Source organism: Massilia sp. NP310, from assembly GCF_019443485.1.
In the GTDB taxonomy this organism is placed as follows: Bacteria; Pseudomonadota; Gammaproteobacteria; order Burkholderiales; family Burkholderiaceae_D; genus Telluria; species Telluria timonae.
Map to the genome: position 1 here is coordinate 3405488 of NZ_CP080379.1, position 14306 is coordinate 3419793.

The 14306-nt window shown below is 67.4% G+C and carries 11 protein-coding genes; 2 read left to right on the forward strand and 9 right to left on the reverse strand.

Annotated features, from left to right (window positions below):
• Positions 1 to 84: 84 nt before the first annotated feature.
• Positions 85 to 396: an H-NS family nucleoid-associated regulatory protein gene (locus KY496_RS14925; RefSeq protein ID WP_071363755.1), complete on the reverse strand. Its 312-nt coding sequence runs from the start codon at positions 394 to 396 to the stop codon at positions 85 to 87.
• Positions 397 to 497: 101 nt separating this feature from the next.
• The gene (locus KY496_RS14930) at positions 498 to 1592 is read right to left on the reverse strand and encodes a glycosyltransferase (RefSeq protein WP_005665330.1); all 1095 of its coding nucleotides are present in this window, start codon (positions 1590 to 1592) and stop codon (positions 498 to 500) included.
• Between the two features lie 313 nt (positions 1593 to 1905).
• Between KY496_RS14930 and KY496_RS14935 the strand changes: the two genes are divergently transcribed.
• Positions 1906 to 2754: a symmetrical bis(5'-nucleosyl)-tetraphosphatase gene (locus KY496_RS14935; protein ID WP_219861311.1), complete on the forward strand. Its 849-nt coding sequence runs from the start codon at positions 1906 to 1908 to the stop codon at positions 2752 to 2754.
• On the opposite strand, the gene KY496_RS14940 is transcribed toward KY496_RS14935, so the two are convergent.
• Genes KY496_RS14940 through KY496_RS14965 form a run of 6 tightly spaced genes read right to left on the reverse strand, consistent with a single transcriptional unit; the run spans position 2751 to position 7359 of the window.
• Positions 2751 to 3482, reverse strand: a complete 732-nt coding sequence (locus tag KY496_RS14940; RefSeq protein ID WP_219861313.1) for a 1-acyl-sn-glycerol-3-phosphate acyltransferase — start codon at positions 3480 to 3482, stop codon at positions 2751 to 2753. The two genes, KY496_RS14935 and KY496_RS14940, sit on opposite strands and share 4 nt — an antisense overlap.
• Before the next feature lie 56 nt (positions 3483 to 3538).
• A complete protein-coding gene (locus KY496_RS14945; RefSeq protein ID WP_219861315.1) occupies positions 3539 to 4831 on the reverse strand; it encodes a dihydroorotase in 1293 nt (430 codons plus the stop codon).
• A complete protein-coding gene (locus KY496_RS14950; protein ID WP_005665326.1) occupies positions 4828 to 5802 on the reverse strand; it encodes an aspartate carbamoyltransferase catalytic subunit in 975 nt (324 codons plus the stop codon). The genes KY496_RS14945 and KY496_RS14950 overlap by 4 nt, the downstream gene beginning before the upstream one ends.
• On the reverse strand, positions 5783 to 6313 hold the full coding sequence (gene pyrR / locus KY496_RS14955; RefSeq protein ID WP_005665324.1) for a bifunctional pyr operon transcriptional regulator/uracil phosphoribosyltransferase PyrR: 531 nt from the start codon (positions 6311 to 6313) through the stop codon (positions 5783 to 5785). Before pyrR ends, KY496_RS14950 begins: the two co-directional genes overlap by 20 nt.
• Before the next feature lie 17 nt (positions 6314 to 6330).
• Positions 6331 to 6720 (reverse strand): Holliday junction resolvase RuvX, encoded by a 390-nt coding sequence (gene ruvX, locus KY496_RS14960; RefSeq protein WP_005665321.1) that lies wholly within the window; start codon positions 6718 to 6720, stop codon positions 6331 to 6333.
• Between the two features lie 24 nt (positions 6721 to 6744).
• Complete coding sequence (locus tag KY496_RS14965) at positions 6745 to 7359, reverse strand: YqgE/AlgH family protein (protein ID WP_085986709.1); 615 nt, start codon at positions 7357 to 7359, stop codon at positions 6745 to 6747.
• Between the two features lie 231 nt (positions 7360 to 7590).
• Here KY496_RS14965 and KY496_RS14970 point away from each other — a divergent pair, with 231 nt between their 5' ends.
• Positions 7591 to 9045 (forward strand): deoxyribodipyrimidine photo-lyase, encoded by a 1455-nt coding sequence (locus KY496_RS14970; RefSeq protein WP_219861317.1) that lies wholly within the window; start codon positions 7591 to 7593, stop codon positions 9043 to 9045.
• Here the strand turns inward: KY496_RS14970 and KY496_RS14975 are convergent.
• Positions 9035 to 14305 (reverse strand): Hpt domain-containing protein, encoded by a 5271-nt coding sequence (locus tag KY496_RS14975; protein WP_219861319.1) that lies wholly within the window; start codon positions 14303 to 14305, stop codon positions 9035 to 9037. The genes KY496_RS14970 and KY496_RS14975 overlap by 11 nt on opposite strands.
• Position 14306 lies beyond the last annotated feature (1 nt).

The window sequence follows — 14306 nt, forward strand, 5'->3', positions numbered from 1 at the left end:
GTGGAAAGCGCCCGGTGCCTGGCGGAATGCTACTTTCCGCCTGCGCTGCGGAAGTGAGGTTCCTCAGCGCAGGGGAAATTGGAATCAGACGCGCAGATCGTCGATCGACTTGCCGCCTTCGACCCATTCCTTGACCCACTTCGGCTGGCGGCCACGGCCGGTCCACTGCAGGTTGGAATCGTCCGGGTGACGATAGCGCACGGCGACGGTGGCGCCTTTCGAACCGCGGCCGGTGGCGGCCATCAGGTCTTTCAGCGGCATGCCGACGCTTTGGGCGATGGCCAGGATTTGGTCGCGTGCTTTTTGCACTTCCTGGACTTCACGCTTCTTCATCTCCTGCTTGATTTGCTCCTGCAGGTTGCGCAAATCGCCTACGGACATATTCGACAGATCCATCATCATTCCTCGTTCGTTAAAGATTAAATGCAGATTCAGCAATTACCGAATCTAGTGAATTCTCACTAAATGTCGCAATATAATACAACAATAAACCCGGACTAGTCCTTCTTGCTTAAAAAAAGCCAACGTGGGGACTTGAATCGAACAATACGGCCATACAACCAGAGGTAACTGATTATGAACAACAAACAGAAGAACATCAGGGCCGTCGTGTTTTTCCAGAACACCGTTGCCGGTATCACGGCCAGCAGTGAAAACAGCCATAAATAAGGAGAAGTCCGCGCATTGCGCTTCATCAATGCGCGTGCTTCGCGCGGCCCTACCGTCCATTGCACGATACGGCGAAATATCAAGCTGTGCAGGTGAATACCATCCGGCATCGCCGGCGACTTACCGCGCACAAACATGCGGCGATAAGCGGAGAATATCGTTTCGAAAGCCGGATAAATCAGTAACAGCGCCGCATACCAGGTCGACACGCCGGGATTGCGCATCACCAGCAGCAGCGCCAGCTCGCCCAGCAGGAAACCGATGAAATAGGCGCCGCCGTCGCCCAGGAAGATCAGCCCCACCGGATAGTTCCAGATCAGGAAGCCGGCGGTGGCGCCGGCCACGATCAGGGCCGCCACCAGCACGAACATATCGCCCACCTGCAGCGCCACGTAGGACAGCGACAGCAGCATGAAGATGCTGATCACGCCCGCCAGGCCATTGAAGCCGTCGATGATATTGATGGCGTTGGCGATGCCCGCCACCGCCAGCATCGTCAGCGGCAGCACGATCCACAGCGTCTCGATCGGCAGCACGGCCCACGGCAGGTCGAGCCGGCCGACGCGCGCGTCGAGCAGCCAGTAGCCGAGGGCCGCCGCGACCATCGTCAGCGCCAGCCGGCGCAGCGGCGAAACGCGGCCGGTGTAATCCTCGGCGATGCCGCCGGCGAGCGCGATCGTGGCGCAGGCAATCAGGGTCGCGAGCCACGCCATCATTTGCGGCTCGCGCAGGATCGAAATCCCGGACGCCACCACCACCGCGAGGAAAATCGGAATGCCGCCGATACGCGCGACCGCATGCGAGTGCACTTTCTGCACGCCGCCAAAATCGCCATCGAGCCCCAGCCCATGTTTTCGCGCGGTCTTGATAACCAGCAGCGTCAGCAATGCGCAGGAAAGGAAGCTCACGAAAAACGAGAACATTATTGTTTTCTTTCGATGCCTGTATGTGGAGCCTCGGGCGGCGGCGGTTGGCAAATGGAATGGCCAGTGCACGCTATTCGCGGGAGGAAAGCCGGATTCATTGTACCGGAATGGACGGGTATTTCCGGGCGCACGTATTTAACGCGCACGCAGTGTTGGAAGCGAGTCAAAAAATGCCGATGCGCGCGCATTCCGGGCACGAGACAGGCGCAGGGAACCACAAGCGCGGTGCCCGGCGACAGCGCCGGCGGGTAAAATCATTTAGTATCCGCAAAAGCAACAACGACAGCTTCACGGGCCAATCTCGAAAAATATGAAAACCTATGCCATTGGCGACCTCCAGGGTTGCGCGCACGAAGCGCAACTGCTCCTCGACCGGATCTTCGAGACGGCGGGCCCTGATGCGCGCATCCTGTTCGTGGGAGACCTGATCAATCGCGGTCCCGATTCGCTCACCGCGCTGCGGCGCATGAAGGCCTTGTCGGAATCGAGCGGCGGGCGCATCGAAGCCCTGCTCGGCAACCACGACCTGCACCTGATCGCGGTGGCGGCCGGCGCCCAGCGCCTGAGCCGCTCCGACACCCTCGACGAGATCCTGGCCGCGCCCGACCGCGACGCCTTGATCGGCTGGCTGCGCCAGCGCCCGCTGGCGATGTTCGTCGACGCCCACCTGCTGGTGCACGCCGGCGTGGCGCCGCAATGGGACGCGCGCCAGACCATGGCGCTGGCCGCCGAAGTGGAGGCCGCGCTGCGCGGCGAGGGCTGGATCGATTTCCTGGGCGCGATGTACGGCAACCTGCCGGACCGCTGGGACGATGGCCTGGTGGGCATCGACCGCCTGCGCTGCATCGTCAACGCCCTCACCCGCATGCGCCTGTGCGCGCCGGACGGCACGATGGACTTCAAGCACAAGGAAAGCGACGCCGGCCCGGCCGGCAGCGGCCTCCTGCCCTGGTTCGACCTGCCGCAGCGCGGCACCCAGGATGTGACGGTGGTGTTCGGCCACTGGTCGGCGCTGGGCCTGGTGCAGCGGCCGAACCTGATCGGCCTCGATAGCGGCTGCGTGTGGGGCGGCAAGCTGACGGCGGTGTGCCTCGACGACCGCACGCTATTGCAGGTGGATTGTCCCGAGTACCGGGAACACGGCGGCAAGAAGCGTTAAACGCGCACGGCGGCTTCCACCGCCTCCTGCGCCGCCAGCGCCAGCTCGCGCCGGTGCGCGCCAACGCTGTCCAGCGGCGCCAGGCAGGCCAGGCGCGCTTTCACGGGCGGGCCCTGCAGGATGCGCAGCAGGCTGTCGACGAAGGTGGTGTCGCCCACGTAATCGATCGACGGGTGCAGGCCGCCATCGGCATCGACATAGGCCAGCGCATACGGCTGCACCGGCACGCCTGCGTCGATCGCGGCCTCGAACAGGTTGGCGTGGAAGGGCAGCACCGCGCCCTGCAGGCCGGTCGTGCCTTCGGGGAACAGGGCGACCCGTTCCCCTTGTTGCAGCACCTCGACCAGTCCCTTGAACACGTGGCGCAGCTCGCGCCGGTTGCCGCGCGCGATGAACACGGTGCCGGCGCCGGCCGCCAGCCAGCCCATCACCGGCCAGGAACGGATCTCGGCCTTGGCCACGAAGCGGCAGGGATCGAGGGCGTTGATGACGAAGATGTCGAGCCAGGACACGTGGTTGGCCACCACCAGCGCGTGCTCGAGGGCCGGCACGCCGCCGACATGGTCGACCTCGACCCGGCACAGGCGCAACAGGCGGCGCGACCAGCCGCGGGTCAGGCGCGCACGGCGGCTGGACGACACGAAGGGAAACACCAGCGCGCAGGTCGCCAGGCCCTCGCACAGGTGGACGACGACGCGCGCAAGGCGCCAGGCAAGGCGGATCTTCAAGATAGCAAACACAGTAAGGACGGCGGCTTCATGGCAGGCCCGCCGTCCCGGGTGGATCAGCGCTGGTACGCCACGCGGCCGCGCACGATGGTGGCCTTGACCTGTCCGGCCAGTTCGTAGCCGAGGAAAGGCGTGTGCTTGCCCTGGCTGGCCAGGGTCTTGCCCTCCACCTTCCAGCGCGCGTTGGGATCGAACAGCACCACGTCGGCCGCGGCGCCGACGCCCAGGGTGCCGGCCGGCAGGCCGGCGATGCGGGCCGCGTCATGCGTGATGCGGCTGAGCGCCACGGCCAGCACCTTGTCGCCATCCACGCCATGCTGCTGGTCTTCGGCCCACTTGAGCGTGAGGCTGAGCAGCAGTTCCAGGCCGGTGGCGCCGGGCGAGGCTTCGCCGAACGGCAGCAGCTTCTCGTCGTCGTCGACCGGGGTGTGGTCGGAGCAGACCGCGTCCACGGTGCCGTCCAGCACGGCCGCACGGATCGCGTCGCGGTCGCGCTGCGAGCGCAGCGGCGGGGTCAGGCGCGCGTTGGAATCGAAGAAGCCGATGTCGGCGTCGGTCATGTGCAGGTGGTGCACGCCGACATCGACGCTGAGGTCCAGGCCTTCCTGCTTGGCGGCGCGGATCAGCTCCAGGCCGGCGGCGGACGAGATGCGGCACAGGTGCACGCGGGCGCCGGTGGCGCGCATCAGTTCGAAGATCGTGTGCAGCGCGATGGTCTCGGACATCACCGGCACGCCCGACAGGCCCAGGCGCGACGCCAGCGGGCCGCTGTGGGCCACGCCGCCGCGGCCGATGTGGGCGTCCTGCGGACGCAGCCACACGGTGTAGCCGAAGGTCTTGGCGTACTGCATGGCGCGCAGCAGCACGGTGGTGTCCAGGATCGGTTCCTCGGCCTGGGCGAAGCCGATGCAGCCGGCTTCGGTCAGTTCGGCCATCTCGGTCAGCGCCTGGCCCTTCAGGCCCACGGTCAGCGCGCCCAGCGGGTGCACATTGGCCTGGTCGAGCATGCGCGCGCGGTGCTTGAGCATCTCGACCAGGCCGGGTTCGTCGAGCACCGGATCGGTGTCGGGCGGGCACACCAGCGTGGTCACGCCGCCCTGCATCGCTGCCTGCAGCTCGGATTCGAGCGTGGCCTTGTATTCGTAGCCCGGCTCGCGCAGGCGCGCTGAGAGGTCGACCAGGCCGGGAGCGACCACCAGGCCGGTCGCGTCGATGGTCTGGTCGGCGTTGAAGCCCGCCGGGGCGGCGCCGAGCGCCGCGATCCTGCCGTCGGCGATGAACAGGTCTTGCGCTGCGTCGATGCCGTTCGCCGGGTCGATCACTCGCCCGTTCTTGATATGAAGTTTCATGCGTGGGTTCCTGCCAAAATGCTCATCACCGCCATCCGTACCGCGATCCCGAAAGTCACCTGCGGCAGGATCACCGCCTGGGCGCCGTCCGCCACCGCCGAGTCGATCTCGACGCCGCGGTTCATCGGGCCCGGGTGCATCACGATCGCGTCCGGTTTCGCCAGCGCCAGGCGCTCCGGCGTCAGGCCATAGCTCTTGAAGTATTCTTGCGCCGAGGGCAGCAGCGCGCCGCTCATGCGCTCGTTCTGCAGGCGCAGCATGATGATGACGTCGACGTCCTTCAGGCCTTCGTCCATGTTGGTGAAGGTGCGCACGCCCATCTGTTCCAGGCCGCCCGGCAGCAGCGTGTGCGGGCCGATGGCGCGCACTTCGGGCACGCCGAGGGTGGTCAGCGCATGGATGTCCGAGCGCGCCACGCGGCTGTGCAGGATGTCGCCGACGATGGCCACGCGCAGGTTGGTGAAGTCCTTCTTGTAGTGCCGGATCGTGTACATGTCCAGCAGGCCCTGGGTCGGGTGGGCGTGGCGGCCGTCGCCGGCGTTGACCACGTGCACGTCCGAGCGGGTGCGGTTCAGGTGCTGGGCGATCATGTAGGGCGCGCCCGATTGCGCGTGGCGCACCACGAACATGTCGGCGTGCATCGCGGCCAGGTTGTCGATGGTGTCGAGCAGCGACTCGCCCTTGGTGGTCGACGAGGCCTGGATGTTCAGGTTGATGACGTCGGCCGACAGGCGCTTCGAGGCGATCTCGAAGGTGGTACGGGTGCGCGTCGAGTTTTCGAAGAACAGGTTGAACACGCTCTTGCCGCGCATGAGCGGGACTTTCTTGACTTCGCGGTCGGAGATGCCGACGAAGCTCGATGCGGTGTCGAGGATGTGGTCGATGTGCGACTTCTTGAGTCCCTCGATGGTGAGCAGGTGTTGCAGCTCGCCGTTCTTGTTCAGTTGCGGATTATTGTGCAGGGTCGGCATTGTCTTCTTCGATGGTCAGCGAGAGTTGGCCTGTTTCGTCGCGCTGCAGGCACAGCGACTGGTTTGCCGCGAGCGACACGCGCGCGCCGGCGAAATCGGCCGCCACCGGCAGCTCGCGCCCGCCGCGGTCGGCCAGCGCGGCCAGCTTGATGCAGCTTGGCCGGCCATAGTCGAACAGCACGTTGATCGCGGCGCGCGTGGTGCGGCCGGTCTGCAGCACGTCGTCGACCAGCACCACCGTGGCGCCGTCGACCGGGAAGCGGATATGGGTCGGCTTCACGTCCGGGTGCAGGCCCTTGCGCGCATAGTCGTCGCGGTAGAACGACACGTCGATCGAGCCCAGGCGGGCGGTGAGATCGAGGTCGCGCGCCAGGCGCTCGGCCAGCCAGGCGCCGCCGGAATGGATGCCGACGATGGCGGCGTCGGGCACGCCGTCCAGGCCCGCGCGGACCTGGCCCAGCAGCTCGCGGTAGAGCGCCTCGGCGTCGAGGTTGAGATTGGTTGTTGGCATAGGGTGAGAAGATGCGGCTAAGGAGATGCGTCGAAATATTGCTGCAGAATGATGGCGGCCGCCTTGTCGTCGATGACGTCGCCGCGCTTCGATGCGATCACGGCCGACGAATAGCGCTCGTCGACCAGCTCGACCGGCAGGTTGAAGCGGCCATGCAGCTGGTTGGCGAAGCGGCGGCTGCGCAGGGTCATGTCGTGTTCGGCGCCGTCGGGATGGCGCGGCTCGCCCACCACCAGGCGCGCCGGGCGCCACTCGGCGATCAGCTCGCCGATGATCTTGAAGCGGGTGGCGTTGTCGATGGCGGCAATGACGCGCAGCGGCTGCGCCTGCCCGGTCAGGGTGTTGCCCATGGCGATGCCGATCCGCTTGACGCCGAAGTCGAAGCCGAAAACGATATCGACCATCATGCGCAACCACGCAGGCACAGCAAATCACGCATGGCCGGCTTCGGTGGCGAGCATGAAGGGATCGATCCCCAGCAGTTTGATGGCGGCGTTGTAGCGTTCCTCGATCGGCAGGTCGAACAGCACGCGCGCGTCGGCGCCCACCGTCAGCCAGCCGTTGCGCGAGATTTCTTCTTCGAGCTGGCCCGGGCTCCAGCCGGCGTAGCCGATCGAGACCAGCATGCGCGCGGGACCACCGCCGCTGGCGACGGCTTCGAGCACGTCGATCGAGGTCGTGAAGGCGACGTCGTCGGTGACGCTGAGGGACGAGGAATAGCGGCCACCGGGCGAATGCAGCACGAAGCCGCGGTCGTCCTGGACCGGCCCGCCGAACATGATCGGCTCGTCCACCACGGTCGCGCGCAGGCCTTCGGCCAGCTTCAGGTCGACGCGGTCGAACAGGGTTTCCATCGTCATGTCGGTCGGCTTGTTGATGACCACGCCCAGCACGCCCTTGTCGTTATGCTCGCAGACATAGACGACGGTGCCGCCGAAGATCGGATCCTGGATCGATGGCATGGCGATCAGGAAATGGTTCGCAAGGTTGAGCCCGGATGCTGCCGGACCGGCCTTGGCGAGCGCTTCATCCTGCTCCCGGGGCATGCCCGGCATCGGTAGAGTTTTGCCAACTTTGCTTTTTTTCATACGGATACTCTCAAAAGGCGCACTCTTGCGTTAAACATGATCGACTGCCAACGTTCTGCAGCACAACGTTACGCTTTTCCCTAGTTTACACCCATTTGGCCGGAGGACCCTCGGAAGCATCACGACACGCACACCATGGTCCGATCCTAGACAGTAAAATCTGCTCCCGCCTTGACCTCGCACACAGTGATGAATTTGAGCAAGTCTTTAGTCTGGTTCCGGCGCGACCTGCGCGCATTCGACCACGCCGCCCTGCACCACGCCTTGCGCTGTTCGCAACAGGTGTACTGCGTCTTCGTGTATGACACCGATATTCTCGACGGCTTGCCGCGCGACGATCGCCGCCTGCGTTTCATTCACGCCAGCCTGGCCAGCCTGGATGAGGAATTGCGTCGTCTTGGAGGCTACCTCATCGTGCGCCACGGCAGCGCCCGGGATGAGGTGGTGGCGCTGGCGAAGGCACTCGATGTTGATGCAGTGCATGCCTGCACCGATTATGAACCGCTCGCGATCGCGCGCGATGACGAGGTCGCGCGGCTGCTGGCGGCGCAAGGCCGCGCCTTCCATACGTACAAGGACCAGGTCATCTTCGAGAAGGATGAAGTGCTGACGCTCGCGGGACAGCCGTACTCGGTGTTCACGCCCTACAAGAACGCCTGGCTCAAGCGGCTGGCGGCCCATCCCGAGACGCTGGCGGCGTATCCGGTCGATGCCTGTGCGCATGCGTTCGCGCCGCCATCGTCACCACCGGCATTGCCGTCGCTGGAAGACATCGGCTTCGACGCGGGCGAATCGCCGCTGCCGGCCGGCATGGCAGGAGCGGAAGCGCTGTTCGAGGCCTTCGTCGAAGACATCGCCGACTACGGCCGCGCACGCGATTTCCCGGCCGAGGATGGCACGTCGAGGTTATCGACGCATTTGCGTTTCGGCACCACCTCGATCCGCCACCTGGTGCGCACGGCGCAGCAATTGACGCTGTCGGGCGCGGGCGGCGCCGGCGCCCCGGTATGGCTGTCCGAACTCATCTGGCGCGATTTCTATGCGATGGTGCTGGCCCGGCACCCGCATGTGGTCGAGCGGTCGTTCAAGCCGGCCTTCGATGCGGTGCAATGGGATGAGGGTCCGGAGGCCGACGCCCTGTTCGCCGCCTGGTGCGAGGGCCGCACCGGCTATCCGCTGGTCGACGCGGCCATGGTGCAGCTGAACACGACGGGTTTCATGCACAACCGGCTGCGCATGGTCACGGCCAGTTTTCTCACCAAGGACCTCGGCATCGACTGGCGCCGCGGCGAAGCGTATTTCGCCTTGCAGCTGAACGACTACGAGATGGCCTCGAACAACGGCGGCTGGCAGTGGGCGGCGTCGACCGGCTGCGATGCCCAGCCCTGGTTCAGGATCTTCAATCCGGTGACGCAATCGACGCGTTTCGACGCCCGCGGCGAATTCATCCGGCGCTACCTGCCGCAATTGCGCAAACTGGATGCGAAGCAGATCCACGCGCCGTGGCTGGTCAAGCCCGAGGCGCTGGCCGAGCGCGGCGTGGTGCTGGGCGAGGATTATCCGGCGCCGGTCGTGGACCACGACGCGGCGCGCAGGCGCACGCTGGAGCGGTTTGCGGTGGTCAGGAAAAGCGTCAGCGTTTGAGCAGCTCTTCGATCGCCGCCAGCAGCACCGGCTCCTGGTACGGCTTGCCGTAATAGGCGTTCACGCCCAGCCCCAGCGCCACGTTGCGGTGCTTGTCCGCCGTGCGCGAGGTGATCATGATGATCGGGATGTCTTTGGTGGCCTCATTGCCGCGCACATTGCGCGTCAGGTCGAAACCATCCATGCGCGGCATCTCGATGTCGACCAGCATCAGGTCGGGCGCGCCCTGCCCAATGAGTTCGAGCGCCTCGACGCCGTCCTTGGCCAACTGCACGCGATAGCCTTCGCGTTCCAGCAGGCGCTGGGTCACGCGGCGCACCGTCAGCGAGTCGTCGACCACCATCACGGTCGGGCGCCGCACCTGGCGCGCCACTTCCTTCTTCACCTGCGCGGCGGCCTGCGGCTGCTGCGCCAGTGCCAGCGGATCGAGGATCAGGACGATCTCGCCCGAGCCCAGCACCGTCGCGCCGGCGATGCCCGGCACCCGCGACAATTGCGGGCCGATGTGCTTGACCACCACCTCGCGGTTGCCCAGCACCTCGTCCACGCGCAGCGCGATGCGGCCGGCGCCGCCGCCCAGCACCAGCACCGGCGTCGAACGCTGGCGCGCCGTCCGCTCTTCGTCATCCTCGCCCAGCAGGGCAGGCAGCGCATGCAACGCCAGCGCGGCGCCGGCCAGCGAGATACTGCCGGCCTCGATCGCCGCCGCCAGGTCCAGCTCACGCACCTGCTCTACCCGCTCGACCAGGGTCGAGGGCACCGCATGCGTGCGCCCGCCGGCCGTCACCAGCACCACCTGGGCGACGGCAAGCGTCAGCGGCAGCGTGATCGTGAAGCGCGCGCCCTGCCCCGGCTCGGACACGACCGCCACCCGTCCGCCCAGCGCCTGGGCTTCGGAACGCACCACGTCCATGCCGACACCGCGGCCGGCCAGCTCGGTCAGCGTGTCCGCCGTCGAAAAGCCCGGCTCGAAGATCAGTTCGGTCACGTCCTGGTCGGACACGGCGTCTTCCTCGGCCAGCAGGCCGTTCTCGAGCGCCTTGGCGCGGATGCGTTCCAGGTCCAGGCCGGCGCCGTCGTCGCCGAACACGATCAGGACTTCGTTGCCGTGCTGGCTGACCTGCACCAGCAATTCTCCCGTCTCCGCCTTGCCCGCATCCTGGCGCGCCGCGCGCGGCTCGATGCCGTGCACGATCGCATTCCTCAGCAGGTGCTCGAACGGCGCGGCCATCTGTTCCAGCACGCCGCGGTCGATCTCCACGGCGCCGCCGCGGATGTCGAGGTTGACGCGCTTGTCGGTTTCCTTGGCGGTCTGGCGGGCGACGCGGAACAGGCGTTCCGACAGGCTGGCGAACGGCACCATCCGCACCCGCATCAGGTCGCGCTGCAGGTCGCGCGTCATGCGCGCCTGGCTGGCCAGTTCCTCGTTGGCGCCGTCGACCGTGCGCGCCAGGCTTTCCTGGAACGAGGCGACGTCGTCGACGCTCTCGGCCAGCATGCGCGTGAGTTCCTGCAGGCGCGTGAAACGGTCGAATTCGAGCGGATCGAATTCGCGTTCGCCCGAGATCGACAGCTTCGATGCGATCTGCGATTCGGCCTGCATCTCGATCTCGCGCAGCTGGCGCCGCAGGCGCGCCACGTTGTCCGAGAAGTCGCCCAGCGAACCCTTGAGCGCGCCCATCTGGTTTTCCAGGCGCGAGCGCGTGATCGACACCTCGCCGGCCTGGTTCATCACGCGGTCGAGGATGTCGGCGCGCACCCGCACCAGCGGCGCGCGGGCCGGTTCAAGGGCCGGCGGCGTGTGCGCCCGCGCCCGCTTCTGCTCCTGTGTCTGCGCCGGTGCGGCGTCCGCTGGCGCCGGTTGCTGCAAGCCCTCGAACAGCAGCAGCGCCGCGTCGTAGTTGGCCAGCAGCTCGTCGAAGGCGGTGGCCGGCAAGGTCGAGGTGCCGGCGTGGACCATGTTCTCGATCTGGGTTTCCAGCTCGTGCGCGTGCTGGCCCAGGCGCATCGCGCCGGCCATGCGCGCGCTGCCCTTGACCGTATGCAGGTCGCGCTGCATGCCCTGCGCGATCGCGGTATTGCCTGGCTCTTGCTGCCACTGGCGCAGGTCGTGGCCGATGCGCGGCAACAGGTCCGCCGCCTCTTCCAGGAACACCGGCAGCAGGTCCGGGTCGATCTCGTCGGCATAGCTGGCGCCGACCAGTTCGGGTTCGGGCTCAGGCTCGGGTTCGGCCAGCACCGCTTCGTCCGGGGTCACGGCCACGAAATCGGCGTCCGGCGCGGCGTCCGGCGCGGCATCCTGCGCCTGCGGCGCCGCCTGATCGAGTTCCGGCGCGGCGAAGGTGTCGTCGAGGAAGGAGTCGAACAAGTCGTCGACGTCGTCGGTCGCGGCAGGCTTTGGCGCGGCCGGCGGCGCCTGGCGCGCTTCGAAGGCGGGCGGCGCGGCCAGCAACTGCTCGTAGGCGGCCGCGAACAGCGCGTCGAGCTGGCTGGCCAGGGCCGGATCGGCCTCGCCATACAAGGCCGCTGCCTGCTGGCTGGCCAGGCGCTCGCGCAGCGCCGCCAGCTGTTCCACCAGGTCGGGCTGGCTTGGGGCCAGCTCGCCCAGGGTAAACACCTGCAGCATGGTGCGCATGCGCGACAGGGTCGAATCGAACAGGTCGAACTGGCCGTCCTCGAGCTGCGTGCCCGGCGCCGCCAGCTTCTCGAGCGTCGTCTCCAGCTCGTGCGCGAGGTCGCGCAGCGAGGTATAGCCGACCGTGGCCGAGGTGCCGGACAAGGTATGCGCCGCCGTCACCGCGTCGTGCACCACCTGTTTGTCCAGGCCGCAGCGCAGCGCGTCGAAGCCCTGTTCGAGGGTGGCGCACAGGGTCTCGGTCTCGCCCAGATAGACGTCGTGCAGCGCCTGCGGGATGGCCAGGTCGCCGACGCGCTTCACGCCATCGTCGCCCGGCATGGCCAGCGGCTCGTCGAGCAGCGGAATGTCGTCGAGCGCCGGCGTGTCGATGATGTCGTCCAGCACCAACGGCTCGTCGCTCGGTGGCTCGAACTTCAGTGGCTCGAACTTCAGCGGCTCGAACGGCCCGCCCTCCTGCACCCGCGCGGCGGCGGCGATCAGCGCCGCGCCATCGCGTTCCGGCAGGAGGCCGGCGGCCAGCTCGGCCACCCAGGCATCGAGTTCGGCATAGGCATGGGCCAGCAGGGCCAGCAGGTCGGCGGTGGCCGAACGGCCGTCGGCCAGCCACACGTTCATCACGCGTTCGATGGCGGCGGCGGTGGCGGCGAAGGCCTCCAGGTCCACCATGCGGCTGCTGCCCTTGAGCGTATGGAAGCCGCGGCGCAGCTGGGTCAGGATTTCCTGGTTGGCCGGCTCGTCGGCCGCGCGCGGCAGGGTCTCGACCACGAAGGCCAGCACTTCCTGCGCCTCGGCGATGAAGATGCCGAGCAGTTCGGCGTCGACGCCGTCCGCGGCCTGCGCCGTCTGCGCCGGCATATCCACAGGCGCGGCCTCGGCCGGCGCCGCGACGAACTCGAACGGCAGCTCGCGCAGCAGGAGCTTGTCGGTGTCGAAGGTGAAGCGGCCGCGCGCGGCCTCGCTGTCCTGGGCCAGCAGGTCGGCGAAGAAACCGAGCGCGCCGATGTTCTGGGCGATGTTGTGCAGCGACGCGTGCTGGTCGGTCACGTTCGCCTCGCTGGCGGACAGCAGCCGCACCGCTTCCTCGACGTGGCGCACGGCAAGCACCGCCTGGTCCTGGTCGAGGATGGCGAACGCCCCCTGCAGCTGGTGCAGGATCGGCGTCGCCTGCCCGAGCACCTGGCGCTTGCCCGGGTCGTCGTAGTAGTCGTCGAGCAGCTTCTCGATCTGGCGCAGGCCCGCCTTGACCTCGTTCGCCAGCACGGCCACGGTCTGGCCCTGCTGGATCTGGCGCGCCAGCTCGCCCTGCCAGTGCGGGGCGTCGGGCGGCGTCTCGCCGGCGGCCAGCGCCAGCAGGCGCGCGCCGACGGCTTCGGCATTTTCCGAGAAATCGTCGGGCAGCTGGCGCAGCTGGTCCAGGCCGTTCTCGACGAACAGCATGGCGGCCGCCATCTCGAGCCCGAACTGGTCGTCGCGGCCCGACTGCACCGAATCGCTGGCCGCGCGGCCCAGCTCGCGCAGCAGCTGGGCCAGCGCCGGGGCGCCCAGCTTTTCGCTGGCGCCGGCCAGGCGCGCCAATGCGTCGTTGAAGTCGTGTTCGACGTCAAGGTCAGGCTCGCCCTCGCCGGCGATGCGGTCCCAGTCCAACTTGGTGCGGGCCAGCGCTTCGCGCGCCTCTTGCAGGGCTTGCGGGTCGAGCTTGCCATAGCGGCGCTCGGCATAGTCGGGCGGCACGGCGCCGTCCAGGCCCAGGGCCTGGCGCAGCGCGCGCGCCTGCGGCCCCGGTTCGCGCGCGGCGGCGATGAAGAACAGCGCGTCGCGCAGCATCGCCTCGGGCGCATCCATCTCGCCCTTGGCCAGGCGCCGCAATTGCAGGTTGATTTGACCGAACAGCTGCTTGATGTACAGATCGCTCTCGACCTGGCCGTCGGCCACCACGGTGGCGAAGGCATGCATCGCCTGCCAGAACAGGCGCGCGCGAACATCCTCTTGCGCGGCGCCGATCGGCGCGATGGCCGCCACCAGGTCGGCGGCATGAATCTGGCGCCCGGCGTCGTCCTCGGCCTTCAGGTAGGGCAGCAGGGCTTTTTCGAAACGGCTTCGGCAGGCCGCGACATCGACCTGGCCGTCACCTTCCAGCGCGGGCAGCTCGGGCGGCGTCGACAGGTCGAGCGGCATCAGGTCGGATGGATGCACCTTGCGCTCGCCCTGGCGCTCGACCATGTCGCGGTAATACGGGAACAGGCGCGCGGGCTGTTGCGGCATGCCGGCCAGCAGTTCGTCGAGGTATTCGCCGAGCGCCCCGAAGGCGTCCAGCACCACCTGCACGCTATCCACGGTGCATGGCAGGCTCCCATCTTTGAACCCGTCCAGCACCGCCTCGGCCGCGCCGGTGTACACCCCGACGCCTTCGACGTCGACCAGTTGCAGGGCGCCGTGCGCCTGGTGCAGGTGGGTCTTGGCGTGCAGCAGCAGGGTCGGCTGGGCTTCTGGCGAACGCCCGGCGGCCTCGCGCAATGCGGTCGACGCGCGCGCCAGGGCATCGCGGATTTCGCCGATGACCCAGGACAGCGGGCCGGTGTCGAAGTTGCTGGAGCGTTGCAAGGTCGGGCTCAGGGTTGCCATG

Coding starts and splice junctions, on each gene's coding strand:
- KY496_RS14925 (WP_071363755.1), bottom strand. CDS start 396: ATGGATCTGTCGAATATGTCCGTAGGCGATTTGCGCAACCTGCAGGAG.
- KY496_RS14930 (WP_005665330.1), bottom strand. CDS start 1,592: ATGTTCTCGTTTTTCGTGAGCTTCCTTTCCTGCGCATTGCTGACGCTG.
- KY496_RS14935 (WP_219861311.1), top strand. CDS start 1,906: ATGAAAACCTATGCCATTGGCGACCTCCAGGGTTGCGCGCACGAAGCG.
- KY496_RS14945 (WP_219861315.1), bottom strand. CDS start 4,831: ATGAAACTTCATATCAAGAACGGGCGAGTGATCGACCCGGCGAACGGC.
- KY496_RS14950 (WP_005665326.1), bottom strand. CDS start 5,802: ATGCCGACCCTGCACAATAATCCGCAACTGAACAAGAACGGCGAGCTG.
- pyrR (WP_005665324.1), bottom strand. CDS start 6,313: ATGCCAACAACCAATCTCAACCTCGACGCCGAGGCGCTCTACCGCGAG.
- ruvX (WP_005665321.1), bottom strand. CDS start 6,720: ATGATGGTCGATATCGTTTTCGGCTTCGACTTCGGCGTCAAGCGGATC.
- KY496_RS14965 (WP_085986709.1), bottom strand. CDS start 7,359: ATGCCCCGGGAGCAGGATGAAGCGCTCGCCAAGGCCGGTCCGGCAGCA.
- KY496_RS14970 (WP_219861317.1), top strand. CDS start 7,591: ATGAATTTGAGCAAGTCTTTAGTCTGGTTCCGGCGCGACCTGCGCGCA.
- KY496_RS14975 (WP_219861319.1), bottom strand. CDS start 14,305: ATGGCAACCCTGAGCCCGACCTTGCAACGCTCCAGCAACTTCGACACC.